25 protein-coding genes are annotated in these 24977 nt (G+C 41.1%); 3 read left to right on the plus strand and 22 right to left on the minus strand.

The genetic code is table 11. From position 1 onward, the window contains the following. Window positions 1-16: 16 nt before the first annotated feature. From G413_RS0104600 to G413_RS0104665, 14 genes are all read right to left on the minus strand, one after another. Window positions 17-1201, minus strand: coding sequence for a phosphoglycerate kinase (locus G413_RS0104600; RefSeq protein ID WP_022789759.1), 1185 nt, complete (start codon window positions 1199-1201; stop codon window positions 17-19). 93 nt (window positions 1202-1294) lie between these two features. Beyond that, window positions 1295-1768 (minus strand): 23S rRNA (pseudouridine(1915)-N(3))-methyltransferase RlmH, encoded by a 474-nt coding sequence (locus G413_RS0104605; protein ID WP_022789760.1) that lies wholly within the window; start codon window positions 1766-1768, stop codon window positions 1295-1297. Then, window positions 1765-2991: a serine hydroxymethyltransferase gene (gene glyA, locus G413_RS0104610; protein WP_022789761.1), complete on the minus strand. Its 1227-nt coding sequence runs from the start codon at window positions 2989-2991 to the stop codon at window positions 1765-1767. Before glyA ends, G413_RS0104605 begins: the two co-directional genes overlap by 4 nt. 67 nt (window positions 2992-3058) lie before the next feature. Beyond that, a complete protein-coding gene (locus G413_RS0104615; RefSeq protein ID WP_244910596.1) occupies window positions 3059-3274 on the minus strand; it encodes a hypothetical protein in 216 nt (71 codons plus the stop codon). After that, window positions 3261-4220: an immunoglobulin-like domain-containing protein gene (locus tag G413_RS11745; protein WP_244910595.1), complete on the minus strand. Its 960-nt coding sequence runs from the start codon at window positions 4218-4220 to the stop codon at window positions 3261-3263. Before G413_RS11745 ends, G413_RS0104615 begins: the two co-directional genes overlap by 14 nt. A gap of 183 nt (window positions 4221-4403) precedes the next feature. Further along, a complete protein-coding gene (locus tag G413_RS0104625) occupies window positions 4404-5582 on the minus strand; it encodes a phosphopentomutase (RefSeq protein WP_022789763.1) in 1179 nt (392 codons plus the stop codon). A gap of 2 nt (window positions 5583-5584) precedes the next feature. Then, window positions 5585-6301: a purine-nucleoside phosphorylase gene (deoD, locus tag G413_RS0104630; RefSeq protein ID WP_022789764.1), complete on the minus strand. Its 717-nt coding sequence runs from the start codon at window positions 6299-6301 to the stop codon at window positions 5585-5587. Window positions 6302-6314: 13 nt separating this feature from the next. Beyond that, window positions 6315-7061 (minus strand): YczE/YyaS/YitT family protein, encoded by a 747-nt coding sequence (locus G413_RS0104635; RefSeq protein ID WP_338136082.1) that lies wholly within the window; start codon window positions 7059-7061, stop codon window positions 6315-6317. A gap of 12 nt (window positions 7062-7073) precedes the next feature. Then, window positions 7074-7778 (minus strand): purine-nucleoside phosphorylase, encoded by a 705-nt coding sequence (deoD, locus tag G413_RS0104640; protein ID WP_022789766.1) that lies wholly within the window; start codon window positions 7776-7778, stop codon window positions 7074-7076. Continuing rightward, the gene (locus G413_RS0104645; RefSeq protein WP_022789767.1) at window positions 7779-8387 is read right to left on the minus strand and encodes an AAA family ATPase; all 609 of its coding nucleotides are present in this window, start codon (window positions 8385-8387) and stop codon (window positions 7779-7781) included. A gap of 1 nt (window position 8388) precedes the next feature. Further along, window positions 8389-8715 (minus strand): PTS sugar transporter subunit IIA, encoded by a 327-nt coding sequence (locus tag G413_RS0104650; RefSeq protein ID WP_022789768.1) that lies wholly within the window; start codon window positions 8713-8715, stop codon window positions 8389-8391. A gap of 3 nt (window positions 8716-8718) precedes the next feature. Then, window positions 8719-9012 carry a PTS sugar transporter subunit IIB gene (locus tag G413_RS0104655; RefSeq protein WP_022789769.1) on the minus strand — a complete coding sequence of 98 codons (294 nt, stop codon included), beginning with the start codon at window positions 9010-9012 and terminating at the stop codon, window positions 8719-8721. A 15-nt stretch (window positions 9013-9027) separates the two neighbouring features. After that, window positions 9028-10962 (minus strand): BglG family transcription antiterminator, encoded by a 1935-nt coding sequence (locus G413_RS0104660; protein WP_022789770.1) that lies wholly within the window; start codon window positions 10960-10962, stop codon window positions 9028-9030. Window positions 10963-10995: 33 nt separating this feature from the next. After that, entirely contained in the window at window positions 10996-12288 is a 1293-nt protein-coding gene (locus G413_RS0104665) for a PTS sugar transporter subunit IIC (RefSeq protein ID WP_022789771.1), read from the minus strand. Between the two features lie 225 nt (window positions 12289-12513). Here G413_RS0104665 and G413_RS0104670 point away from each other — a divergent pair, with 225 nt between their 5' ends. Further along, on the plus strand, window positions 12514-13122 hold the full coding sequence (locus tag G413_RS0104670; protein ID WP_022789772.1) for a hypothetical protein: 609 nt from the start codon (window positions 12514-12516) through the stop codon (window positions 13120-13122). Window positions 13123-13210: 88 nt separating this feature from the next. On the opposite strand, the gene G413_RS0104675 is transcribed toward G413_RS0104670, so the two are convergent. From G413_RS0104675 to G413_RS0104705, 7 genes are all read right to left on the minus strand, one after another. Further along, complete coding sequence (locus tag G413_RS0104675; RefSeq protein ID WP_022789773.1) at window positions 13211-13969, minus strand: Fic family protein; 759 nt, start codon at window positions 13967-13969, stop codon at window positions 13211-13213. A gap of 110 nt (window positions 13970-14079) precedes the next feature. Next, on the minus strand, window positions 14080-18369 hold the full coding sequence (locus G413_RS0104680; RefSeq protein ID WP_022789774.1) for a PolC-type DNA polymerase III: 4290 nt from the start codon (window positions 18367-18369) through the stop codon (window positions 14080-14082). Between the two features lie 11 nt (window positions 18370-18380). Continuing rightward, complete coding sequence (gene rnc, locus G413_RS0104685; RefSeq protein WP_022789775.1) at window positions 18381-19064, minus strand: ribonuclease III; 684 nt, start codon at window positions 19062-19064, stop codon at window positions 18381-18383. Then, window positions 19061-19537 carry a pantetheine-phosphate adenylyltransferase gene (coaD, locus tag G413_RS0104690; protein ID WP_022789776.1) on the minus strand — a complete coding sequence of 159 codons (477 nt, stop codon included), beginning with the start codon at window positions 19535-19537 and terminating at the stop codon, window positions 19061-19063. The genes rnc and coaD overlap by 4 nt, the downstream gene beginning before the upstream one ends. Continuing rightward, complete coding sequence (gene rsmD / locus G413_RS0104695; RefSeq protein ID WP_022789777.1) at window positions 19534-20085, minus strand: 16S rRNA (guanine(966)-N(2))-methyltransferase RsmD; 552 nt, start codon at window positions 20083-20085, stop codon at window positions 19534-19536. The genes coaD and rsmD overlap by 4 nt, the downstream gene beginning before the upstream one ends. Further along, on the minus strand, window positions 20066-21352 hold the full coding sequence (locus tag G413_RS0104700) for an FtsW/RodA/SpoVE family cell cycle protein (RefSeq protein ID WP_022789778.1): 1287 nt from the start codon (window positions 21350-21352) through the stop codon (window positions 20066-20068). Before G413_RS0104700 ends, rsmD begins: the two co-directional genes overlap by 20 nt. Before the next feature lie 53 nt (window positions 21353-21405). After that, the gene (locus tag G413_RS0104705; protein ID WP_022789779.1) at window positions 21406-22245 is read right to left on the minus strand and encodes a metallophosphoesterase family protein; all 840 of its coding nucleotides are present in this window, start codon (window positions 22243-22245) and stop codon (window positions 21406-21408) included. A 254-nt stretch (window positions 22246-22499) separates the two neighbouring features. Here G413_RS0104705 and G413_RS12395 point away from each other — a divergent pair, with 254 nt between their 5' ends. Beyond that, complete coding sequence (locus G413_RS12395; RefSeq protein WP_051130159.1) at window positions 22500-22817, plus strand: virulence RhuM family protein; 318 nt, start codon at window positions 22500-22502, stop codon at window positions 22815-22817. A gap of 41 nt (window positions 22818-22858) precedes the next feature. Continuing rightward, a complete protein-coding gene (locus G413_RS12405; RefSeq protein WP_239458389.1) occupies window positions 22859-23026 on the plus strand; it encodes a hypothetical protein in 168 nt (55 codons plus the stop codon). Window positions 23027-23119: 93 nt separating this feature from the next. On the opposite strand, the gene rnjA is transcribed toward G413_RS12405, so the two are convergent. Then, window positions 23120-24910, minus strand: coding sequence for a ribonuclease J1 (gene rnjA / locus G413_RS0104715; RefSeq protein WP_051130161.1), 1791 nt, complete (start codon window positions 24908-24910; stop codon window positions 23120-23122). Window positions 24911-24977 lie beyond the last annotated feature (67 nt).

Below are 24977 nucleotides of genomic sequence, written 5' to 3' on the forward strand. Positions count from 1 at the left end.
TTTATTTCCTCTTTTCTTACTTCTCACTGATGATTGCGATACCCGGCAATGTTTTACCTTCCATGTATTCCAAAGAAGCTCCACCACCGGTAGAAACATGAGAGAATTTATCGGCATAACCTAACTGTTTGGCTGCAGCGGCTGAATCACCACCACCGATAACAGTGATCGCATCCGGCAATTCAGAAATAGCCTGGCATACTAATTCTGTACCCTTGGCAAATTTCTTCATTTCAAATACACCCATTGGACCATTCCATACAACCGTTTTTGCGCCGGCCAATGTTTCCTTGAACAATTCTACAGAGGCAGGACCGATATCCAATCCCATCCATCCTTCAGGGATTTCTCCTGATTTACATACTTGTGTATTGGCTTCTTCGCTGAAGGCATCTGCACATACGTTATCCACCGGCAATACCAACTTGTCACCGGCTTTTTCTAAATATTCTTTAGCCAGCTCTAATTTGTCATCTTCCACTAAAGATGTACCGATGTTTCCACCCTGTGCTTTCATGAAGGTATAAGCCATACCACCACCGATAATAACTTTGTCGGCTTTCTTCAACAAGTTGTCAATAACATCGATCTTGCTGGAAACTTTTGATCCACCGATGATCGCAACAAATGGATGTGCTGGATTATCGACTGCTTTTCCAAGCATTGTAACTTCTTTTTCTACAAGGAAACCTAAACCGTTTTCTTTGATGTTTGTTGGGATTCCTACCGTTGATGCATGTGCACGGTGAACAGAACCAAAGGCATCTTCTACAAAGACTTCACCAAGGCTTGCCCAGTAAGCACCTAATTCAGGATCGTTTTTGCTTTCACCCTTTTCATAACGAGTATTCTGCATCAAAACGATTTCTCCATCTTTCAAATTATTGACTGCCTCTTCCAATTCAGGTCCACGAGTGACCGGGCAGAAAGAAACTTTTGTATCAGGCAACAGTTCCTGCAAACGAACAGCTACACATTCTAAGTTATTTTTCGCTTTATCTTCTTCTGTTTTTACTTTACCTAAATGAGACATTAAAATGATCTTTGCGTTATTTTCCACTAAATACTTAATGGTTGGTAAAGCCATGACGATACGGTTGTCGTCTGTAATCACACCGTCTTTTCTAGGTACGTTAAAATCGCAACGTACAATGACCTTTTTTCCAGAAACCTGAAGGTCTTTTACAGTTCTTTTAGACATTTCCATTCCTCCTACTGTACTAAACATTTTTATTATATCACTTGATTTTTTGATTTCCTAGATTTTGTTTTTAATTCCCTGTTAAAAACGCCCTTACTTGTGGTAAGAGCGTCCATTTTGAATCATAAATGCACGATAAATCTGTTCTAAGACAAGAATTCTTGTCATAAGATGCGTAAAAGTCAAATCACTGAGTTTCCAGCGATAATCAGCCCGTTTCACTAAATCACTGCTTGGGCCTAAAGAGCCTGCGATCACAAAGACTAAATCTGATGATTTCATAAACCAGTTTTCCAGCTGATTCGAAAAGGTAAGAGAATCCGGCATCTTGCCATGCAGATCCAATAAGATTACAAAATCTTGCGGACGAATCTTCTCCAAGACGCGTTTTCCTTCTTTTTCCTTGATCAATTCAGCTTCCTTATCTCGTTCCATATGTACATTGGATTCATCCTTGACCTCAATGACCTGAAGCTTTGAAAACGGCTGGATACGCTTTACATACTCATTTTCCAGCTGGCACAGCGCTTTTTCTTTGTTTTTCCCAACACAAAGAAGCGTGATCAAATTTGTGCCTCCACCGGGTAGTTGGCCGTCAAAGACTGCACTTCTTCTTTAACGCGAGCACAAACAGCCTCGTCACCGGCCTTTAAGACTTCAATGATCCAGTCTGTCACTTTTTCAAATTCAGCTTCTTTAAAACCACGGCTTGTCATGGCAGCCGAACCGATACGGATACCACTTGTCACAAACGGTTTTTGTGTATCGTAAGGAATCGTATTTTTATTGACCGTGATGCCCGCCAGATCCAACAATCTTTCCGCTTCTTTTCCGGTCATACCGATACTGGACATCACATCCAACATCAACAGATGGTTATCACTGCCATTGGACACGACTCTAAAGCCCGCTTTCTGGAAACCAGTTACCATCACTTGCACATTCTTGAGAACCTGCTGCATATATTCTTTATATTCTGGCTGCATAGCTTCATACAGGCAGATGCCTTTAGCGGCGATCACATGTTCTAACGGACCTCCCTGCATACCCGGGAACACCTTAGAATCCAGCTTCTTGGCAAATTCTTCCTTACAGAAGACCATGCCGCCACGAGGGCCGCGCAATGTTTTATGTGTTGTTGTCGTCACAAAATCCGCATAAGGAATCGGACTTGGATGTAAACCGGTAGCTACAAGACCGGCAATGTGTGCCATATCGACCATCAAATAAGCACCACAGGCTTTGGCAATCTTTCCAAATCGTTCAAAATCGATGATACGAGAATAGGCGCTGGCACCGGCTACGATCAGCTTTGGTTTTACTTCCATAGCCTTTTTTTCTAGCGCATCATAATCGATTTCTTCCGTTTCTTTATCCACCATATAAGGTACAAAGTTATACAGCGTACCTGAAAAATTCATCGGATGTCCATGTGTCAGATGCCCACCGGCCGCAAGATCCATTCCCATCACAGTATCACCCGGCTCTAATAATGTATTGTACACTGCCATATTGGCCTGCGAGCCGGAATGTGGCTGTACGTTGGCATGTTGGGCACCAAACAATTCACAGGCTCTTTGCCTTGTAAGCTCTTCGGCTTCATCAACATGAACACAGCCGCCGTAATAACGCTTGCCCGGATAGCCTTCGGCATATTTATTGGTCAGCACACTGCCTTGTGCTTCCCGTACTTCTTTGGATACAAAATTTTCACTGGCAATCAATTCAATATTTCTTTTTTGTCTTTGTTCTTCCTTTTCAATGATCGAAAACATTGTCGCATCTCTCATAGCGCACCTCCATTTTTTGTCATTCTACCACAAGGGGCAAAAAAAAAGAAAGAGCGGCGCTCTTTCTTCAAATGTTTTTCATTTCTTTTTCAATCAATCCTAGTGCAATCGTCAAAGCTTTGATTCTTCTATGAGCCAGCGTGATCTGTGATCGATAGCGTTGTGGCTCTCCTTTTGATTCTAAAGTATGTACCGTTTTCTCTAATTTATGTACGATCGAATCAATTTGCTGCCTGGCCTCTGCCAATCCCTCAATCGACGACTCTTTACTACTGTCGCACACGCACATAACCGATCAACGGATTGGAACAATTTACGGAAAAAATCTGTGTGGTATAACCGTTCCATCCACCATGGACAGCCTGACCATTGCCAATATAGATCGCCACATGTCCCTGATACACGCAAATATCACCCGGTACCGGATTGTTTGTCAAATCACCCAATGATAAATAGGCACTTGGCGCTCCATGAAAGTTGATCCCCACGGCCTTTAAAGAATTGGTCACCAACATCGTACAATCTTGATGGACACCAATCTGTGCCAAAGCCGCATCCGCAATCTTCTGATAGAAGTTCGGGTCTTCTTTTTTATCGACTACTACCTGCACTTTTCTGCTTACCTGATTTCCGGCATCGTCAGTTGCGATAATCGTTGCCGTATAAGAACCGGCCGTTGTGGTATCGATCGTGCCTTGTACATCGACAGAAACATCTTCTGTTTCATCACTGACTTTAATTTCTTTAGAAAGATCGAAATCATCTCCCTGCAGGATATCATAACGATCCTGTGCCTGAATCTGCGGGGCTGTAGTATCTTGTACATCTAAAGTTGTCTGAATGGTAAAATCGCTGGATACACCTTCCAGAGCCTTACCACCCATCTTTTCAAACATCGCCTTGGAATCCTTTAAGGAATACGTAATGGAAACCGGCTGTTTTCCGATCTGCATCAAATCCAGACCATCAACCTTAACTTCCATCTGGTCGTTTTCATAGACCAAAGTATCACCGGTCGTCTTTTTATATGTTAATTCTGAACCCAAAAAGGCATAGCGGTTTGTGATCGCATCGATCACGGAATCTTCATCCTGAATGCGACAAACTTCTGCCATATTTCTTTCCTGTGCCTCTACGGTTTGACCTTGTGCACAAAAGGTGAACAACAGGCCAAAGCTCAATGCGATAAATTTCGTATTTCTCAAGAGTTCTTCCTCCATTCTATTCATGATTTGTGAACATTTTTTTGCACACAATTTGGCATGATACACAAAAGTTGATGATTTGTAAAGTTTTTTGACAATTTCACAAATTTCCCACATTTTTATTCAAAGTGCTTTATCTATCGCATTTTCAAGCCATTTTGACAAACAAAAAAGACCTTTCTATGTCTAAAAAGGTCTAAGAAAAAACTATTTTAATTCGTCTAAAAGACTGGAACCAATCGTTCCTTCCGGCATGGAAACACCAAAGTTATCGGCAATTGTGGCACCGATCACCGCAAATGTTTTCGCATCCGCTAATACACCTGTACCCTTCATGGACGGCGAATAGGCCAGTAAAGGAACCATTTCACGCGTATGATCTGTTCCTTTATATGTTGGATCGTTGCCGTGATCAGCTGTCACCAAAACCAGGTCATCCTCATGCAGCTGTTCTAATAAAGTACCTAAAGCTACATCAAATTTTTCCAGCTCTTCACCATATCCAATTGGATTTCTTCGATGTCCCCATAAAGCATCAAAATCCACCAGATTCACAAAACACAAACCCGTGAAATCTTCTTTGGCAATTTCATTGGTCTGTTCCATACCATGTACGCTGCTCTTAGATTTATAAGCCTTGGTAATGCCTTCACCATCAAAGATATCCCGAATCTTGCCAACGCTGATCACATCATGTCCTGCTGCTTTTAAGGCATCTAAAGCGGTCTTGCCATAAGGCTTTAATGCATAATCATGGCGATTGGAAGTTCGTACGAATTCTCCTTTTTTCTTTCCGGTATAAGGACGGGCAATAACACGCCCTACCTTCCATTCCGGTTTCATAGTAAGATCTCTTGCAGCCTGGCAATAGCGATACAAAGTATCGACACCCATTGTTTCTTCATTTCCGCAAATCTGTAACACAGAATCGGCAGATGTATAAACAATCAAATCTCCATTGTTGATTTCCTGTTCTGCCAGCTCATCCAGAATTTCAGTACCGCTGGCCGCTTTGTTTCCAATGATCTTACGCCCATCACAGCGCTTGCTTAATTCATCCAATAATTCTTTTGGGAAACCGGTTTCGGTAAATGTCTGAAACGGTGTTGTGATATGCAGCCCCATCATTTCCCAGTGGCCTGTCATCGTATCTTTTCCGGCACTGGCTTCCTGTAAGCGCAAGGCATAGCCCATCGTCTGTGTATCTTTTTGAATACCGATGTTGCCAAGCCCTAACTTCATCATATTTGGAATTTTCAAATCCGGCATCTTTTCTAAGATATGTCCAAATGTATGCGCTCCTTCATCATCGAATTCTTTGGCATCCGGCGCATGACCGATCCCAAAAGAATCGACAACGATCGTAAAAACTCTCTTGTATTTCATATCTACCTCATGATGGCAGCTTCTAAAGCCACTTCCATCATCTGCGCAAAAGAAGTCTGTCTTTCCTGTGCACTGGCATGTTCATTGGTCACTAAAGAATCGGAAATTGTCAAGATACAGGCGGCATTTTTGCCTAAGATCTTCGCATTGTGGAATAAGGCAAAGCTTTCCATCTCCACACAGACACATCCATGCTCATTATAAAAATCATTATGATCCGGCACATTGGCTTCATGATAGAAAACATCACTGGAATGAATGCGTTCTTCACGCAGCTTGACACCTAATTTGTCGGCAGCTTCTTTGATGGTTTCGTTTAATTCCGGACTTGGATACTGAATGTCCCCTTCTACACCGGCCTGTGCCATGCAGTAAGTGGATTCGCTCCAGCAGCTGTTGGCCAACACCAGATCAAAAATATGAAGATCACTTGTATAAGCGCCGGCACTACCGATACGGATGATATTTTCTACACCATATTCATGAAATAACTCATAAGAATAGATGCCGATGCTTGGCATTCCCATGCCGCTTCCCATAACGGAAATTCTTTTTCCTTTATAGTCTCCGGTATAACCAAACATATTGCGCACGGTATTAAACTGTACGATATTTTCCAGATATGTCTCGGCGATAAATTTCGCACGAAGCGGATCACCGGGCATCAAAACGGTTTTGGCGATATCGCCAGGATTTGCATTGTTGTGTGCTGTTGCCATAAACATTCCTCCTCTACTTGGCTTTTTTCAGTAAAATTCTTTTTATAGGCTGACTTGTCAGCAGCTTCAAACACAGTTGAATACCACTTCCCATACATACGATGGCCAGCAAAGTACCAATCGCAGCCGGCGCTCCTAATACGATTCCCAGAATCGTAAAGAAGATATCCGCACTGGTTCGCACGATGCCGACAGCCAGATGAAAACGATCACATAACGTAAAGACTAACGCCTCATAAGCTCCCTTGCCATAATCCGCAAGGGCATAAAACGCAATTCCAAAGGCAAGGATCAACAATCCCAATACCATCAGAATGATCCGAAGCAGATAGCTGGCCTCTTCAAAATTCAAATTCACAAACGCATCTGTTGTCAGTGCAATCACAATTGGATTTAAAAGGCTTCCCAAATGAATTTGTTTTCGATCCATGAAAAATACGATCACAAGAAGCACGGCACAGACTAACAGATTGGCCTGTCCGACCGTAATGTGTAAGTGATTGGCGATTCCGATCCAAAATAATGTCATCGGATCGCTTCCCAGATTCACGGCGATCGTCATGCTGATTCCTACTCCCATGATAAAGGAACCTACGATCACAAGCAACAATTTCCTTAGATCCATACTCTCTCCTTTCCCAAAAAAAGATACCGCAAAGATTTTCTTTACAGTATCTTTTGTGGCTTTTCTTTTGACAACATTACTATAAAAGAAAGCTGGAAAGGCTTCAAATAATCTTTTTCCTATCTTTTCGGAAATGCCTCATAAACCTTAGGCAAAGGAAGCTAATGTGTCCAAAGCAATCTGAATCATCGCATCAAAGTTTTGTTCACGCTCGGCTACACTCAACTTTTCTTTTTTCAAAGAATGATCACTGACCGTTAAAATCGTAGCCGCCTTTTTCTGTGCCTGATCGGCATTGTGTAATAACGCAAAGCTTTCCATATCGACGGCCAGACAATGCTTCTGTTCACAGATCAGATGCTTATCTTCTTTTTTCTTATAGTAAAAACAATCACTGGTATGCAGACGACCGGTTTTGTAGTTTTGGGCATGCTCACAAAGCGATTTCCAAAGCGTTGGATCCGGTTCCACAATATCTTTTTCATAACCGCTGTACGTATGGGCATAGGTCGATTGACTCCAGCAGGAATCCGGAATAAAGATATCCTTTAAATCTAAATCCATGGTATAGGCTCCGCAGGAACCGGCCCGCACAATGACTTCAACATCGTATTTATTAAACAGTTCGTGCGAATAGATTCCCATTGAACCACATCCCATACCACTTCCCATGACGGTGATACGTTTTCCTTTATACATGCCGGTATAAGCCAACATACCGCGAACTTCATTAACCAAAGCGGCGTTTTCTAAAAACTTACCGGCGATATAACGAGCACGATACGGATCACCCGGCATTAAGACCACCGAAGCAATCTGTTCTTTATCCGCTGAATTATGTACCGTTGCCATTTACCATTGCCATCCATTGAATGTAAAGGTGGTTTCGGCCACATCGCTAGGATCGTATTCTTCCAAGATCTTGGCATAGCGATCTTTATAATCATTATCCACCTGGGCCTGTGGAATGACGATGCTGGCTTCGTTTAAGAAATGGAAAGAATCTCTTCCCATGGCTTTTCCACGTTTTGTATGCTTGTCCAAAGCCACATCCGGGATTTCCGGTAATTTTCCCATCGCAAAACTTTTCATCACGATGTTTTTCAATAAATCACTGGAGCGATCCTTTTCGCTTTGGCACATATAACGAATTGCGTGAATGAAGTAGATCGTACGATCATTATCCCCATAATCAAAATTTAAACGGGCCTGTGACAAGGCGTTGACCACAACGGCAGCCAGAGGATTGCCCATGCCGATATCTTCTACAGAAATCGTCAAAAGACGACGCCACATTTTTTCTTCCAGCTGTGGTGAAGAAATATACAGCTCATAGGCAAACATACAGGCCTCTTCTTCTTTTCCTCTTCGAATACATTTTTGTAATGAGCTGATCACTTCATCGCAGGCATAGCCGTTGCGTGTAGTGATCTGTGCCCATGGATCGTATGAAAATGCCATATTATGCTTCCTTTCCTAATTTTTTATAAATCTCGATAATTTCAAGAACCAGAACCTTGATGGTTTCACAACTCATAAACTGGTCTTCCGCATGTAATACCAACATGGAAACCTGCGGTGTGTTTTCCGCCGCTTCCTTTTGAAGCAGCTGCATATGCGTTTCATGTGCTGTCTTTAGCACTTCGTCCCCTTGAAGGATCTGTTCCTGTGCTTGTTCAAAATTTCCTTCTCTTGCCAAACGGGCCGCTTCAATATAAGTCGATTTGGCCACACCCGAATAGGCAATGATTTCCATGGCAATCTGTGAAAGACGTTCCAGATCTGCCATAACTTACCCCTTTAAAGCTTTCGCCTGTTCGTAGGCAGCCTTACCATCAGCCATCGCATACACACGCATATCGACACAATCAGTTGGTACACCAACTTTAGCTTTGATATCGTTGACCATATAACGAATCTGTGGAGCCACCAGGCATACATCCCATTTTCCGGCTTCATCAGAAGCACTGGCAGAGCTTACCGCCTGTACTGATGCATCCTCTCCGATACTCTGTGCATATTCTGCGATCTTCTTTACTAAGATGGAACTGGACATTCCGGCATTGCATACGACTAAGATTTTCATATTTTTCCTCACTCTCTATAAGACTTGAACGATACGTTCCAAATAATCAATCAGTTCTCCGGAATTTTCGATCTGGGTCAAGACGTTGACCAGTCTTTCCGAAGCCGCGATCTTATTGATAAGATCATAGATATGAATCATTTCTTTATTGATTTTAGGCTCATGCGCCCCTACAAATACGATACGAACCGGTTTTTGCGCATGCGTAAGCGAGTTTTTTATGATTGCCACACAAATTCCTGTTTTCTTTGCCTGATTTTCCAAAGGGTGTGAAAAGTAAACCCCATTGCGAATATGTGTGGAATAAATCTGTTCTCGCTGCAGCGTCATCGTGGAAAAGAGATCCGGATCCTCGATGTTTTGTTGTTGATAAAGATTGAAAGCACAAGCTTCGATTACTTGTACAAAGGAAGTCGCCTGATCAAAGAAAAGCACTCGTTTTCGATCAAAGACCTCATGGAAGATTACTTCACTGGAAGTTAATGTCATCGTTTTGACAATAAAAGTTTCCAGACGTTTTCTTTCGCTTTCTCCCGGTAATTGCGTGATTTCTACGATCGGAATACCGATTTTTGCTTCAATGGGCATATCCGAAATGACCAGATCCGCACTTCCCTGTTTTAGCTGCTCTTTAAGCTGATATAAAGGAATCTGCGAAACGATCTCAATACGGGAACCAAATTCCTGATGCAGCCAAACATGCAACATATTGGCAAAGCTTTGTGAGGTTCCACTGACTAAAATCGCCTGTACCCTTGCCTTTTGAGCCCTTAAAAACGGCATGACATACATCGTTAAAAACGATATTTCATCTTCGCTCAAATACAGTCCGTAGCGCTCATGAATGATCGGTACGATCAACATCGTGATCTCATACGCAAACGCATATTTGACCTTGACCTCCTGTAACAGAGGATTGGTCAGCTGATAGTCCATCAATAAGCGCTTGATAGTAAACTGCAGATGAATCTTAAAGTTCTCAAACAATGATGGAATCTGAGTAAAATCCATATTGTATTTTGCCTTCATCTGTAAGGTGAATTCTTCGACGATCTCATCGACTTCCGTGCCCGATACCACATTTTGTTTACTGCTGTAAAAGCCAAGTGTTTCAATGTAGTTTTGAAGCAGATGACAATCCATCGTCGTCAGATCAAAGCGAAGATCCTGCAACAGGCTGGTCAACATGCGAACCAGCACTTCATTGGGCTGAAACAGTTCTACTTTTTTTGTCAGTGCATATCCGTTTTCTGAACGAAGCATGGTAAAGAAGACCATCCATGCGATCACAAACAACATCTGATCAGAAAGGACAATGGAATTGCTTCGACAAAAGCTGCTGATATAGTCCGTAATATCGTTTAATTCTTCCATGTCCGCATCTTCTTTGACCATTTGGTATAAATGAATATCTACCAGTTGATTGGAGCGATAGATCTCTTCCTTTGCCAAACGATAGAAAAGCGTTCGAATTTCCACTTCATCACTTTTTAACTGTAATTTACCATTTTCTAGTGTTAAAGAGCAGAAATGATACTTCTGCTCTAGATAATGAATCAGGCTGTTTAGATCCTTATAAATTGTTTGTTCCGAAACATACAACATATCCGCCATATCACCCAAGCTGATCTGTGGCTGATGAATCAATTTTCCCAGCATAAAATATTTACGCTGTTTGGAAGAAGCGGCAACCTGCGAGCGGTTAAACGAATCCATCACCTTTACACACTCTTTGATACGACTGATATTTTCCTGCATGATAAAGTAACCAGAACGCTTGCTGGACTGAATCTGACACTGCGCATTTTTCAAGACCAGATTGATAGCCGCAATATCATTGCGGATTGTTCGGGTACTGACCTGCATTTTTTCGGCGATCTCATTGGCATAGATGCCCCGGCTGTGATTTAAGATCATCTTGATTACATTTTTCTGACGGTCACTTAACACCAGGCATCCCTCTTTTCCATTTTACTGATTCGTTTATGCGTTTTGTGCTTCTTTCTGTGCTTCAATCTCGCGTTCTTTTCTGACCTCATCGGCTTCCATAGCTTTAAAGAACGGATAATAGAAGATACCCATCAAGACGACATTGAAGATTGCCAATACGGCTGCCTTCCAATCCATCGTCAATAAGAAAGCCTGGAATCCCGGAGGCAAGAAGCCTGGTGCTTCTCCTAACGGCAAAGATACTAAACCAGTAGCCATCGCTTCATAAGAAATGACCGCACAAATCACTGGTCCCAATACAAATGGTACTAACATGTAAGGGTTCATGATCATTGGCAAACCAAAGATGATTGGCTCATTGATACCGAAAATAGAAGGAACGATACCAACTTTACCGATAGAGCTTAATGATTTTGCCTTGGAGCGACACATCATGATGACTAACAACAAAGTCATACCGGAACCGGAAACCTGCAGGAATCCAAAATAGAATCCATACGTAAAGATATGTTCTGGTGTTGCGCCGGCTGCAACGGCAGCCGCATTTTCGGCAGCATAAGTGATCGCAAACGGTGCCCAAACACTCTGTGTGATGGCAGCACCATGTAAACCAAATACCCACAACAGCTGTGTTAAGAAGATAATGATCGCCACAGCCCAAACAGAATCCATCGAAGAAATGGCCGGTGCCAACAAACTGATGATGATCTTAGGGAATGTCGTTCCCGCATATGTCTGGCACAACAAAGCAACCGCAACAGCCAAAATAACGTTGACCGCAAATGGAATCAAAGACATGAAACTTTCAGATACCATTGGAGGTACGCTGTCCGGCATACGAATCGTCCAGTTATGTTTCACAAACATACGAGTAATTTCTACTACTAGTAAACCAAAGATAATACTTACGAATAGACCTTCTGATCCTAAAGAAGTAATGTCGAAGATCATACTGTTTTCGGCATCCACCTTCACACAAAGTACTACCTGGCAAAGCATAGCCATAATTCCAAGCATGCTTGGAGATTTCATCTCATATCGTTTAGCTAACGATTCAGCGATGAAAAAGGCTGAGAATAATGACATGATGTTAGTCGTAAAATAAGTTGGAAAGTTAAAAATGAGAATGTGATCATTGACCCAGGCTCCAAAACCTCCCCCGAAAAGGTTTCCTAAGCCTACCGGAATCATACAGAATGAACCGATGATGATGATCGGAATGATCGCAACCACACCGTCTTTCACTGACTGCAGATGTCGCTGTTGTTCCAATTTCTGTGCAATCGGAAACAACCACTTCTGCAGCGCATTTTGAATTGCTTGCATTTTGTTTCTCCTCTCTCTTTACTAAGTCCACTATGTCATGGCACTCTCTATTTTATGTGATTTTTGTGGGAAAACAAATAATTTATTTCCTTTTTCCTTAGGAAATTGAAAAAAAGTACCCCCAATCAACTTTCCTAAGCCATGGGAAATTGTTTAGTTGAACAAAAAATGACTCGTGCTTATAATAAATTCCGTAAAACAAAACATATTTAAGGAGGTACTTTCATGAGTAAAGATTATAGCTTATGGGCAGAAGCCAAAACAAAACACGGTTTAATGGCCGATGAAGTCATTTCCGGATTACAGAAATCCATTCGTCGTTCCATGACAGAACTTGCATGCCGTTATGCGTATGAGCTTTACACAACAAGCCCTGTATTATTGGAAAAACTGTGGAGTCGTTTGTTAACGATTTCTGTAGAAGATGTCGGATTCGGAAATTTGGATGCCGCAAGACATATGTATGTATTAAATCAGATGCGTAAAGAATATGCCTATGATGATCCAGATCAGCCAATGTATTTTATCCATGCGATTCGTATTTTATGTTCCAGCCAAAAAGATCGTTCCAGCGATTTCTTAAAGAACATCGTCATTAAAACGGCTGCAATGGGTGAAGTTCCGGAAATCATCGATCTGGCATTAGATAAACACACAAAACGCGGTAAAGCAATGGGACGTGACTCAAAACACTTCTTCAATGAAGCCTGCAAGGTCATTCCCCAGGCCGAAGTTGATAATGACTATCGTGAACGCTATGGAAAGATCCTGGAAGAATACGATCCAAGCAAGGTCGAAGAGGATGCCTTCCAATATGCGATCGGCCGTGTATAAAATCAAATAAACAAATTTCTACTACCAAAAAAAGTGTGCATTCCACAAACTGATTCGTTCAGCTACGTGATCTGCACACTTTTTCTATTTAATCTTTTGAAGATTCTACTACAAATTGTTCCATTCCTTTTCTATCCGGTTTCTTTGTTCTATTCCATGTCTTTTCCTGCTCAAACTCAATGAACCTTTTTAATGGTTCCAGATCTTCATTTTCATCATATTGTTCCAAAGCCTTGTAGTAAAGTTGTCTATATTCATTATGCACAATGATCGGTGCGATGCCATGAATCATAAAATAGTAGTTCATCAATGTTCGACCTACCCGTCCGTTTCCATCCGCAAAAGGGTGAATGTTTTCAAAACGTGCATGAAAATATACTCCTGCGATAAATGCATTTTCATCAGATACGTCTTTTATCTCCGATAATAACGACAATACATCCGAAGCAACTTCTTCCGGATCAGAGCCTACCTCATTAACTCCTGTCACATAGTCATTTTTCTTAAATTCTCCCGGCCGTTCTTTTCGAATGGTATAACGAAATTCATCATACGTTCCTCTAGTCAGTAAATAATGTACTCTTTTTAATAATTCTATACTAATGGGTTCCTTTTTTAGAATATAGGATTTTAAAACATCAAAACAAATCTTTTGGTTTTGAATTTCCATGAGTGTTTTCAGATCACCGGAATATCCTTTCACAGAGCCTTGTTCAAAAATATCTCTTGTATCGTGATAAGTAATCTTATCGTTTTCTATTTTCCCTGAATGATAGGCAAACAAAATATTAAAATCATAGAATAGATGATCTAAATCCCCTTTCGTTTTAAATTGTATGTTTTTCATATGATCACCTCATTTTCAAAGATTATATCATATATAAATATATCTGAATCAGTTGAACAAGCGATAGAATCAAAAAAGACCAGGATTTTTTATCCTAGTCTTTCCATCCATTAAAACAATGTCATCTGATTTTCATCGTCCAGGCCTTCCAAAGCATTCATCATATCTAAGCGATCTAATAATGATTTTGAAAGCTGGGTACGTTTTAAAACATCTTCCTTCGATAAGAACGGTCTTTCTTCTCTTGCCTTTACAATGGATTTTCCTACGTTATCCCCCAGACCATCCAAACTGGTGAATGGCGGAATAATGCTTTTATCGTCATCAGGATCCATGATAAATTCATTGGCAGCTGAACGATTAATTGAAACATTGGCAAAGCGATAACCACGACAAGCCATCTCCAGGGCAAGCTCCAATGTGTCATAGATCGCAAGCTCCTTATCACTGACCTTCTGTGTCTTATCTTCTCTGGCTCTGCGAATATCAGTCATCCGTTGTCGAATGGCCTCTTCTCCTGCAATCATCGTCGAAATATCATAGGCATCACAACGAATACTAAAGAACATACAGTAGTAAGCTCTTGGCATATGAACCTTAAACCAGGCGATACGAACAGCCATCATAACATACGCAACCGCATGTGCTTTTGGGAACATGTACTTGATCTTTAAACAGGAATCAATATACCAGTCCGGCACATTATTGGCCTTCATCGATTCGATCCATTCATCTTTTAAGCCTTTTCCCTTACGAACACTTTCCATGATCGTAAAGGCTTGTTTGGGTTCCAGACCCATTTGAATTAAATCGACCATGATATCATCACGACAACCGATAACTTCACTTAACACACACGTTCCATTATTGATCAATTCTTCGGCATTGCCCAACCATACGTCCGTTCCATGGCTTAATCCGGAAATACTGACAAGCTCCGCAAATGTCGTCGGTTTAGTCTTTTCCAGGATACCTCGGACAAATTTGGTGCCGAACTCCGGAATACCGGCCGCCCCGGTTACTTCATTGTAGCGTGTCGTATCGATATTCAAAGAATCCAAGCCGGAGAAAATTGCCATCGTTGCTTCATCATTCATCGGAATCGTTCGCACATCTATTCCGGTAATTCTTTCCAACATTTTCATAGCGGTTGGATCGACATGGCCTAAAATATCAAATTTCAAGATATTATCATGAATCTGATGGAAATCGAAGTGCGTTGTCTTCCACTCTGCATGAGGGTTGTTGGCCGGATACTGCACCGGTGTGAAATCATGAACATCCATATCCAGTGGAACTACAACGATTCCTCCCGGGTGCTGACCGGTCGTTCGTTTTACCCCTTCACATTCTTTGGCAAGGTCGATTCGTTTTGCTTCACTGAATGGTTCGATTCCCATTTCTTCTTCATAGCCTTTGATATATCCATAAGCTGTTTTTTCCTGTACCGTACCTACCGTACCAGCTCGGAAAACATGATCCTCCCCAAAAATCTCTTTGGTGAAGGCATGCGCATTGGCCTGATAATCCCCGGAAAAGTTCAAATCGATATCTGGAACCTTATCGCCTTCAAAGCCAAGGAAGGTTTCAAATGGAATATCCTGCCCATCTCCACGCATGATGGTTCCGCATTCAGGACATGGCTTATCCGGCAAATCAAAGCCAGATTTGACTTCCTCACCTTCAATAAATTCATAATGGTGACACTTTGGACAAACATAATGTGGCTGTAATGGATTCACTTCGGTAATGTTGCTCATGGTCGCCACAAAACTGGAGCCAACCGAACCTCGACTTCCTACAAGGTAGCCATCTTCGTTACTTTTCTTCACCAACAAATGAGAAATATAATAAACCACGTAGTATCCGTGTCCAATGATACTATCCAGTTCACGGTTTAATCGCTTTTCTACAATTTCCGGTAATTGTTCTCCATACATTTTATGCGCCGTTTCAAAACAGATGTCTCGCAATTTCTGATCAGACCCTTCGATATCCGGTGGATACAGTTTATCTTTGATCGGATAGATCGGTTCTGTCATTTTCTTGAGCTTGTTGGTATTTGTTACTACGATTTCATAGGCCAGATCTTCCCCCAGCCATGAGAATGCCTGCAGCATTTCATCGGTGGTCAATAAATGCTGGTTCGGTGCACTGGTCGCCTTGCGTTGTTGTTGATCATACAGATATAAAGGATGTCTGGCATTACCTATGGCCTTGGCATTGATGTAAATATCACGTACTCTCTTTTGGTGTGGGTGTACATAATGTGCATCACTGGAAGCAATCACCAGCTTATTCTTCTTTTTGGCGGCATCCAAAATAAAACCAATGACCTTTTTTAGATCATCCACGCTTTGGATGGCTTTACCACGTCTCCGCATCTGAAGAAGATTTCGGTAACAATCCAAAGGCTGCAGTTCAATGTAATCATAAAAATCCATGGCCTCTTCCAGCATCTGGGCATCCCTTGTATGTGCCAAATCAAATATTTCTCCATTTTGACAACTGGAGCCAATCAACAAGTTTCCGTTCTTTCTTTTGGCTTCCAGTTCAAACCGCGGAATTCTCGGTTCACCTGCTGCCGTTTCTGTAGAAAGATATTTGGTATGACTTAACGTGATCAATTCAAACAGTTCCTTTAAGCCATCCTTATTTTTGGCATAGACCGTCGTATGATAATTTCTAACTTTTGTATAGCTGTTTTCATTCTTTAAGACCGCCAGATCATCCAAGGTGACTTCACTGTCATATTCGTTTAGCATATGACATAAAACTTGCGATAGAACCTCGGCATCATAATCGGCACGGTGGGCCCCCTCTCCATCATAGCTGACACCATAATGACGACATACACTTCCCAGGTTGTAACGCTTTGCATCCGGAATCATGGCTTGGGCCAATGGCCAGGTGTCAATCACAGGATTAGTTAAACGCTCTTTATTGCACTTTTGACAGGCTGCATTCATAAAACCAAAGTCAAAGGATGCGTTATGGGCCACCAAGATAGAATCGCCGATAAACTCCAACAATTCATCAATGGCTTGTTCAATCGGCTTTTGTCCATCCACATCGTGTTGCGAAATATGCGTTAAAGATGTAATACTGGCAGGAATGGTTCGCTTGGGATCGATAAACATCTGTTTTCGATCAATGACCTCGCGATGCTTCATCTTAACAGCACCGAATTCAATGATCTCATCTAAGCGATTGGAAAGACCGGTCGTTTCCAAGTCAAACACGACAAAGGTAGCATCTTCCAATTTACGATGGTCATTATTGAAAATGATCTTATACTCTGGATCGACCATGCTCATCTCACAGCCATACAACATTTTAAAATTACGGTCCGGATCTTGTTTATTTAAAGCTGTGACCTTATGCTGAGCCATAGGAAAAGCCTGTACGACTTGATGATCACAGATACCAATCGCATCCATGCCCCAATCATACGCAGCTTGAATGTATTCCTCGATGGAACATACTCCATCCATTTCTGAAAAGTTGGAATGCACATGCCATTCCGTACGCTTTTCACTTGCTTTATCCTTTCGCTTAGCCGGCTGTATTTCTTCTAAGCTCTGGATCATAAAGGAATCACATTTAGAAAAACTGTCATAGACAACTTCCCCTTTTAAGCGAACGCTCATACCTTTTTTCACACTGTTGATCTCATCAATGGAACAACGCGCATTTTCAAATCGCTTACAAACGATCGCATCCTGATAATCCGATACATACAACATCTGTAACGTCTTACCGGATTTCATGACACGATTATCAACGGAGAAAATATGACCTTCGATAATCACCGAGCGCATGCCCACCTGCAGCTCCGCAATGGCGCAGGAAACGGCTTCTTCTTTGCGATATGTCTTTCGCACCGGTTCTTCTTTAGGCGCATGGATTTCCGGTAATTCAATATGTTGAGTTTCAATTACCTTGTCGTCCTCGATCTTTTTACACATCATCTCCATTTGAATCCCGACATTTTTAAGATTTTCAATCAATGAAGGGAGTTTACGATTCATCTTGGCAAGTCTTGTTTCATCTTTTGTCGAAAAATATACCATATCTTCTTCTATAAACGGATGAAGAAAACGAAAATCTTTAAACTGTGTATCTTTTTCCACAAAATAACTGACATATTGATCCAGATTGACCATATCCACCTGTGTATCTTTGGAATGAACAATCAAATCCACATGCACATGTGTCTTTACTTTTAATGTATGCAACAAGCGGGAATACACCTCAAATGGAAGCACGTGCTCCAGTAACAGCGTCATTTCCAGCTGTTCTTTTTTCACATGAAATACAGGACCTTTTTCAAAAAGAGCATGTTCAAAATAGCTTTTAAATTCTTCCGGCAAAAAATTGCCTATGCTTTCCCAAACCATCGGATCACTCCTTATCTGACCATTTTGTCAAACGCATCTTTAGCCGCCAGCTGCTCGGCTTTTTTCTTTGTCGAGCTTGTTCCGGTTCCCAACAATATATCATCCAAATATACACCCATCGTAAATGTCGGAGCGTTGCTTGGCCCAATTTCCTGCAGACAGCGATATTGAATGGTCTTACGTGTATCTGCCTGAATGACTTCCTGTAAATGGGTTTTATAATCCTTTACATCTTCACTTTTTTCTGCCTTGAACAAAGGAGACATATGCTCTTTTAAGATCGCATCGCAGGCACCATAGCCTTGGTCAATATAAATAGCACCCAGACAGGCCTCAAATTGATCCGCTAAAATACTGGCACGATGGCGTCCTCCATTTTTTTCTTCACCAACACCAAGCTTTAAATATTCATACCAGCCCAGCTTCTGATTTAACTTCGCCAGGGTTGCTTCACAAACCGTTTGAGCACGCAAGGTTGTCATTTGCCCTTCCCGCATGATCGGCTCCATATGAAACAACTGATCTGCACTCCATATCTGTAAGACCGCATCGCCCATAAACTCCAGGCGCTCATTATCCTTGCCTTTTTTATGATGCTCATTGGCATAGCTTGAATGTGTACAGGCTTCCTGATAAATTTGCGGATCCTTTATCTGAAATCCATTTTCTGTCATCCATTCTGTAAATTCTTTCATCTTTTCACCTTCTCTAAATCTTGCCATACACATTCCGGCACCATATGGGATACATCTTGTCCGTACCGAAGCAGTTCACGAACATTAGAGCTGGAACAATACAGATGTGCCGGATCGCTCATCAAAAATACTGTTTCGATCTCCGGCGCCATTTGATGATTCATCGCTTCCATATTCTGCTCATATTGAAAATCGATAGAGTTACGCAATCCGCGAACCAAAACTCTGGCACCTTCTTTTCTACAAGCTTCTACGACCAAGCCTGTCTGTATGGCACAACGCACATTTTTTAAGTGAGATGTTGCCTGTTTGATCCAATACATCCGCTGTTCCTTAGGAAACTGCTCTTTCTTTTCACTGTTTACGGATACAAAGACAATCACTTCCTCAAAAATACCGGCAGCTCTTTCAATTATATCTATATGGCCTTTGGTCAAAGGATCAAAGGTTCCGCAAAAACAAGCTTTTGTCATGATTTGGTTTCCTTTCTATAATACGTTATTTTTGTATCCCGATATGTTTTTTCTTTATATTTATAAAAATGACCTACCTGATCCGGCCAAGTTTGTGTGGCAAGGCTTTCAATAACCACGTGTCCATCTTCATTGACCAGATTGTAAGAATCCAGTGCTTCCAATAGCTTCATATTTTCTTCTTTTTTATAAGGTGGATCGACATAGACCAAATCAAATGTCGTTTGCAGCTGTGATAAAACAGAAAAGATATTTCCCGAAATCACCTTAACTTGATCCGATACACCCAGATTTTTGACATTGGTGCGAATCACCTGCACAGCCTTTTTATTAATTTCTACACATACAGCACGATCCATTCCTCGTGAGATAGCTTCCAATGCCATATTTCCTGTACCGCTGTAACAATCCAACATAGTACCGCCTGAAAATTGATTTCCTAAACTGGAGAAAATGGCCCCCTTAACTTTATCCGATGTCGGTCTGGTCATCATTCCATCCACGCTGACCAGCTTTCGAGAGCCAAATTTACCGGATACGATACGCATTCGATTTCATCTCCTTTAACCGAATTTGGGAAATACACTGCTGGCATAACCCTATAGTGATAAACGCCGCCATCAAGGAAGAACCACCACTACTGATAAACAAAAGCGGAACACCGGTCGATGGGATCAAGCCGGAAACACCACCTACATTCAGTACAAAATGGATAAACAAATAAGCGCTGGAACCCACAAGCACGGTCTTGTAGGTAAATTCATTGGTCTTAAATGCATAGTAGAAAAAGCGGTAGATCAACAATCCATATAATAAAGAAAGAATGCCCAAACCAAAAATTCCGGTTTCTTCAATAATGACCGCTAAAATATAATCATTATCTGCCTGTGTCAAATACCCATATTTACGCAGCGAACCACCAATTCCACGACCAAATAAGCCGCCGCTTCCAATTCCATATAAGGCATTAGCCGGCTGATATCCACTTCCGTAAACATCTGTATAAGGATTTTTCGCATTTTCAATACGCGTGGCAATATGTGCCAAAGGTGTATGCGACAAAATGGATGTACCGATGTCCGTCACCCAGAACAAAACAAGTGCCACGATAAAAACCGTACCGATGATCCGTCGCAGCCATTTTTGAAATGTCTCCATTTGCGGGTACGCCGGAATCATCAAACAGATAAAGAATATAAAGGAAATGATAAAGCCGGTTCCATAGTCATGTTGCAGGACAATCCCTACCATCAGCATCGCCCAGCAAATGAACGGCTTTCGAAACAAGATCTGCCAATGTCTTGTCATGCTCGCATCCTTTCTGGCCTGATACAAGGAAGTTGCGAACACAAGGATCAACAAAGGTTTTGCGAATTCTGCCGGCTGTATCGTCACACCTCCTGGCAAACGGATCCAGGCATGGGAACCTCCGGATGCGGCAAACGCTAATGGCATCAACATAAAAATAAACGCAAAGATTAGAATCATATTTTGTGCCTTGCTGAACCATTTAAAGTTAAAAATATGATTGGCTGCCCACATAAACAAAAATGATATGACCAAATAGACTACTTGTCGAATTGTTGTCATCAAAACAATATTGGCATTTGAAGTCGTACCACCAACATTGGTGGAAATGATCATGACCGTTCCACACAACACTAACAAAAGCACCGCTAATGTTACGATTCTGTCACTTTTAGGTGTTAAAGAAAAAAAGTGACGTACTTTATCAAAAAACAGCCCCCATTGCGGTTTTCGCTTCTTTTTTTCTTTCTGTTGCTTCTGCACTTTTTTTACTTTTCTTTTAAACATAGATCCCCCTGACTGGGTCATTTTATCACAATACCAAGCACAACCAAAGCCTATCAGTTCTTATGTGAAAATAAGAAGTAATGAATTTCCGGGTCAGCATTTAAACGAGCATCCACCTTTGTGCATCCCACACCAGCCGAAAGAATCGTTTCAAATGGCAGATTCACAGATTGTGCCCGATTCAAGGAAGTCGCTCCTTCTACGCCTCGGTAAGCGCCGATCCATGGATACGTTAACTGCGTACCATGTGCATGTCCTGCTAAAGCCAAAGATATCGCAGTCGATTGCAGGCTCTGATCCAACAAAACATCGGGATAGTGACTGACTACGATATTATATTCTTGTGCCGCATTCGCGCTCAAAATGGAATAATCCGGTGTTGTTGCTAAACCGGTCAAACGAATACAGTTTAAAAGCCGTACAGATGTATTGGATAGAATCTCAAAGCCACTGTTATTCAAGATGCTCTGTACAGACTGTGACTTTGTTTCATTCTGATCTTTTTCGCCCAGCACACAAAACTTACCTAATGGTGCCTCGATCTGGTTGAAATACTGTATCAACTTTTGATTGGATTCTTCACTGGGCGTATAAGCATCATCATAGAGATCGCCACCAAAGATCACAATGCCAGGATCTAAATCCTGTATCGTATGAATCAACTTTTCCATACGGGCATCATCTTGAAATTTGCCATATTGCACATCTGTAAAATACACCATGGAAACTACGCCAATATCTTGCGAAATCTTTGTATCTTCAACGCTTTGATAGCGTACATAAAGCTGATCTGGATTGATCATAAAGGCCATAAACAGACTGGATGCGACAAAAACCATAAAAGCTGTCAAAATACTGATCACAACTAAAAGTCGTTTTTGTAATGTTGTCATGTTATCACCAGTATCCATTCTACCATAGATTTAATAAAAGAATGTGAATATACCTGCAAAATGAAAAAGCATGGATTTTATAAGTCAATCTAAACTTCTACTGATTTCTCATTTTATTCCAAAAAATATAGACAGATTTGATGCCTTTTATCCACCTTTACACCCTTAAAAGGCTTGTCCGTCATTTTTTAGTAAGATTCTCTATTTAGAATTTTCTTTAAGAAAAAATTTTTATTTTCCAGAAGGAGAATCACATGACAAAGGATATTGTACTATTTAAAAATGGTGAATTGGAATTAGAAGTAACTGTAAGTGAAAATCGTGAGGATGTTTGGCTATCACAAGACCAGATGGCCACACTATTTGATGTAGATCGATCAAGAATCACTCGTCACATTCGAAACATTTATAATGACAAAGAACTTGATGAAACTTCAACATGTGCGGAAAACGCACAAGTTCAATTTGAAGGAAAACTAAAAGGAATTCTTGAAGCGATCTATCAAAATGTCTTTGGTCAGGAGCTTATCCAAGCATGGAAGAAAAAGCGGCTCACCTTCTCTATTTTTTGATCAAAGATCATCCGTTTGTGGATGGTTGCAAAAGAATTGGGATGACAATATTTCTAGAATTTTTAAACAAGAACCATCATCTTTTTGTCAATGGCAAACAAATCATTTCCAATAATACTCTGGTTGCGATTACTTTGATGATTGCTCAATCTATGCCGGAAGAAAAAGAAACCATGGTGAATCTAGTCATGCATTTTCTGTCTACATAAAATTTTAATATCTCTTTTTCTAATTTGTAGGCTTATATTCATTAAAATCGAGTTTTAAAAAGGAGAGCGTTTCTTGCTCTCCTAAACTTCATTTTATACTTCTTCCTTCTTACGAACCCGTTGTTTTGCCAAACGCTTCTGTTGAATTTCTTCCATCGTTTGGCGTGAATTGATAATGACCGGAATCACGATTGGATTTCGATGTGTCTTCTTATACAAATAAGGTTCCAAGGTAGAACGAACACAGTTTTTGATTTCTGAGAACGTCGTCTTTTCCTTCATTTTCTCTTGTAAGGAATTGTGTACGATAAATTCAGCCTCTTTGATCAACCCCTGTGAGTCTTTAATGAAGACAAAGCCTCGGCTCACTATAACCGGACGCATCAAAATTTTATTTGTTTTCGAATCAATCGCAATAATAACAGACACTAAACCATTATCGGCCAAAATGCGACGATCCTTTAATACAGCTGTTGATAAACCGGAAATATCATTTCCATCTACATAAATATCGTCACCTTGATATCGCCAATCACTTTGAAGAACCTCGTGGTTTCGTAAAATCAGAATATCTCCATTGGCGCAGACAAAGATCTTTTCTTTGGGAACACCGACTTCCATAGCCGTCTGCCGGTGCTGCATCAACATCTTATATTCGCCATGGATCGGCATAAAATAACGTGGTTTGATCAGCTGCAACATCAGCTTTTGTTCTTCCTTGGACGCATGTCCTGTTGTATGCAGATTGTTTAAGATCGACTTTGTCAATACAGTCGCACCGCTTCTAAACAAGTTATCGATCACTTTATTAACACTGGAAGCATTACCCGGAATCGGATTGGAACTGAACACGATCGTATCTCCCGGTTTGATATGGATATAGCGATGTGTTCCGTTACTAATACGGCTTAAAGCGGCTAACGGTTCTCCCTGAGATCCGGTACAAATAATGCAGACCTTCTCATCCGGAATATGGGCTAATTCATCCGGACTTAAAAAATCACTGTTTTTTACTTTGATCGTACCCATCTTTCGACCAATATCGACAACATTTTCCATGCTTCGACCAAAGACAATGACCTTACGTCCACACTTGATAGCCGCTTCTAATATTTGCGAAACACGATGAACGTTAGAAGCAAATGTCGCAACGATCAATCGCTGTTTGGTCTTACGCATAATATCCAGAATTTCATTGGCGACCTTCTTTTCCGAAATCGAAAAATCTTCTACACCGGAGTTAGTTGAATCCGACATCAAAAGATCCGGCTTCAATACACCGATATAGGCCATTTTCTGATAGTCGGCATTCGTACCAACCGGTGTCAAGTCAAATTTAAAGTCACCGGTATGTACGATCGAACCATTTGGCGTTGTGATCAAGACACCTAAAGAATCCGGAATAGAATGAATCGTATTAAAGAAACCTACCGTAAAATACTTTGTATGAATCCGGGACTCATCATTTATCTCAATGATTTTTGTACGCTCCAGCCCTTTATGCTCCGAAAGCTTTTTCTGTATCAATGCTTTGGCAAACCGCGGTGCATAAATAGCATCGATATTGACCTGCTTTAATAAGAAAGGGATACCTCCAATATGATCTTCATGACCATGGGTAATCACTAAAAATTTTCTTTTTTTGTTCATGCGAATCAAATGATGGTAATCCGGAATGACATAATCAACACCTAAAAGATCATCTCCGGGAAATAACACACCACAGTCAACGATACAAATCTCATTCTCATGTTCGTAACAATACATATTTTTTCCGACTTCGCCCAGTCCCCCCAGGGCGTAAATCAATGTATCGTTTTTTTCAACACGATTCTTTGTATGATATGTTTTCTTTGATTGAGCATGACCAAAACTACTGTTCATCTGTTTTGGCATAAATTCCTCTTTTCTATACAATAAACATATGTTAATCTTTCTTAAATTATAACAA

The sequence above is a fragment of the Faecalicoccus pleomorphus DSM 20574 genome, assembly GCF_000420345.1.
In the GTDB taxonomy this organism is placed as follows: domain Bacteria; phylum Bacillota_I; class Bacilli_A; order Erysipelotrichales; family Erysipelotrichaceae; genus Faecalicoccus; species Faecalicoccus pleomorphus.

Bases quoted from the DNA above. Each gene is read 5' to 3' on its own strand.
- G413_RS0104645 (WP_022789767.1), bottom strand. From the start codon at position 8,387: ATGGCATTTTCATACGATCCATGGGCACAGATCACTACACGCAACGGC.
- G413_RS0104665 (WP_022789771.1), bottom strand. From the start codon at position 12,288: ATGCAAGCAATTCAAAATGCGCTGCAGAAGTGGTTGTTTCCGATTGCA.
- coaD (WP_022789776.1), bottom strand. From the start codon at position 19,537: ATGACAAAAGCTTGTTTTTGCGGAACCTTTGATCCTTTGACCAAAGGC.
- rnc (WP_022789775.1), bottom strand. From the start codon at position 19,064: ATGAAAGAATTTACAGAATGGATGACAGAAAATGGATTTCAGATAAAG.
- G413_RS12405 (WP_239458389.1), top strand. From the start codon at position 22,859: ATGACAATATTTCTAGAATTTTTAAACAAGAACCATCATCTTTTTGTC.
- G413_RS0104675 (WP_022789773.1), bottom strand. From the start codon at position 13,969: ATGAAAAACATACAATTTAAAACGAAAGGGGATTTAGATCATCTATTC.
- deoD (WP_022789764.1), bottom strand. From the start codon at position 6,301: ATGGCAACAGCACACAACAATGCAAATCCTGGCGATATCGCCAAAACC.
- rnjA (WP_051130161.1), bottom strand. From the start codon at position 24,910: ATGAACAGTAGTTTTGGTCATGCTCAATCAAAGAAAACATATCATACA.
- glyA (WP_022789761.1), bottom strand. From the start codon at position 2,991: ATGAGAGATGCGACAATGTTTTCGATCATTGAAAAGGAAGAACAAAGA.
- rsmD (WP_022789777.1), bottom strand. From the start codon at position 20,085: ATGCGTATCGTATCCGGTAAATTTGGCTCTCGAAAGCTGGTCAGCGTG.
- G413_RS12395 (WP_051130159.1), top strand. From the start codon at position 22,500: ATGACAAAGGATATTGTACTATTTAAAAATGGTGAATTGGAATTAGAA.
- G413_RS0104700 (WP_022789778.1), bottom strand. From the start codon at position 21,352: ATGTTTAAAAGAAAAGTAAAAAAAGTGCAGAAGCAACAGAAAGAAAAA.
- G413_RS0104680 (WP_022789774.1), bottom strand. From the start codon at position 18,369: ATGGTTTGGGAAAGCATAGGCAATTTTTTGCCGGAAGAATTTAAAAGC.
- G413_RS0104650 (WP_022789768.1), bottom strand. From the start codon at position 8,715: ATGGCAGATCTGGAACGTCTTTCACAGATTGCCATGGAAATCATTGCC.
- G413_RS11745 (WP_244910595.1), bottom strand. From the start codon at position 4,220: ATGAATAGAATGGAGGAAGAACTCTTGAGAAATACGAAATTTATCGCA.
- deoD (WP_022789766.1), bottom strand. From the start codon at position 7,778: ATGGCAACGGTACATAATTCAGCGGATAAAGAACAGATTGCTTCGGTG.
- G413_RS0104625 (WP_022789763.1), bottom strand. From the start codon at position 5,582: ATGAAATACAAGAGAGTTTTTACGATCGTTGTCGATTCTTTTGGGATC.
- G413_RS0104600 (WP_022789759.1), bottom strand. From the start codon at position 1,201: ATGTCTAAAAGAACTGTAAAAGACCTTCAGGTTTCTGGAAAAAAGGTC.
- G413_RS0104655 (WP_022789769.1), bottom strand. From the start codon at position 9,012: ATGAAAATCTTAGTCGTATGCAATGCCGGAATGTCCAGTTCCATCTTA.
- G413_RS0104705 (WP_022789779.1), bottom strand. From the start codon at position 22,245: ATGACAACATTACAAAAACGACTTTTAGTTGTGATCAGTATTTTGACA.
- G413_RS0104670 (WP_022789772.1), top strand. From the start codon at position 12,514: ATGAGTAAAGATTATAGCTTATGGGCAGAAGCCAAAACAAAACACGGT.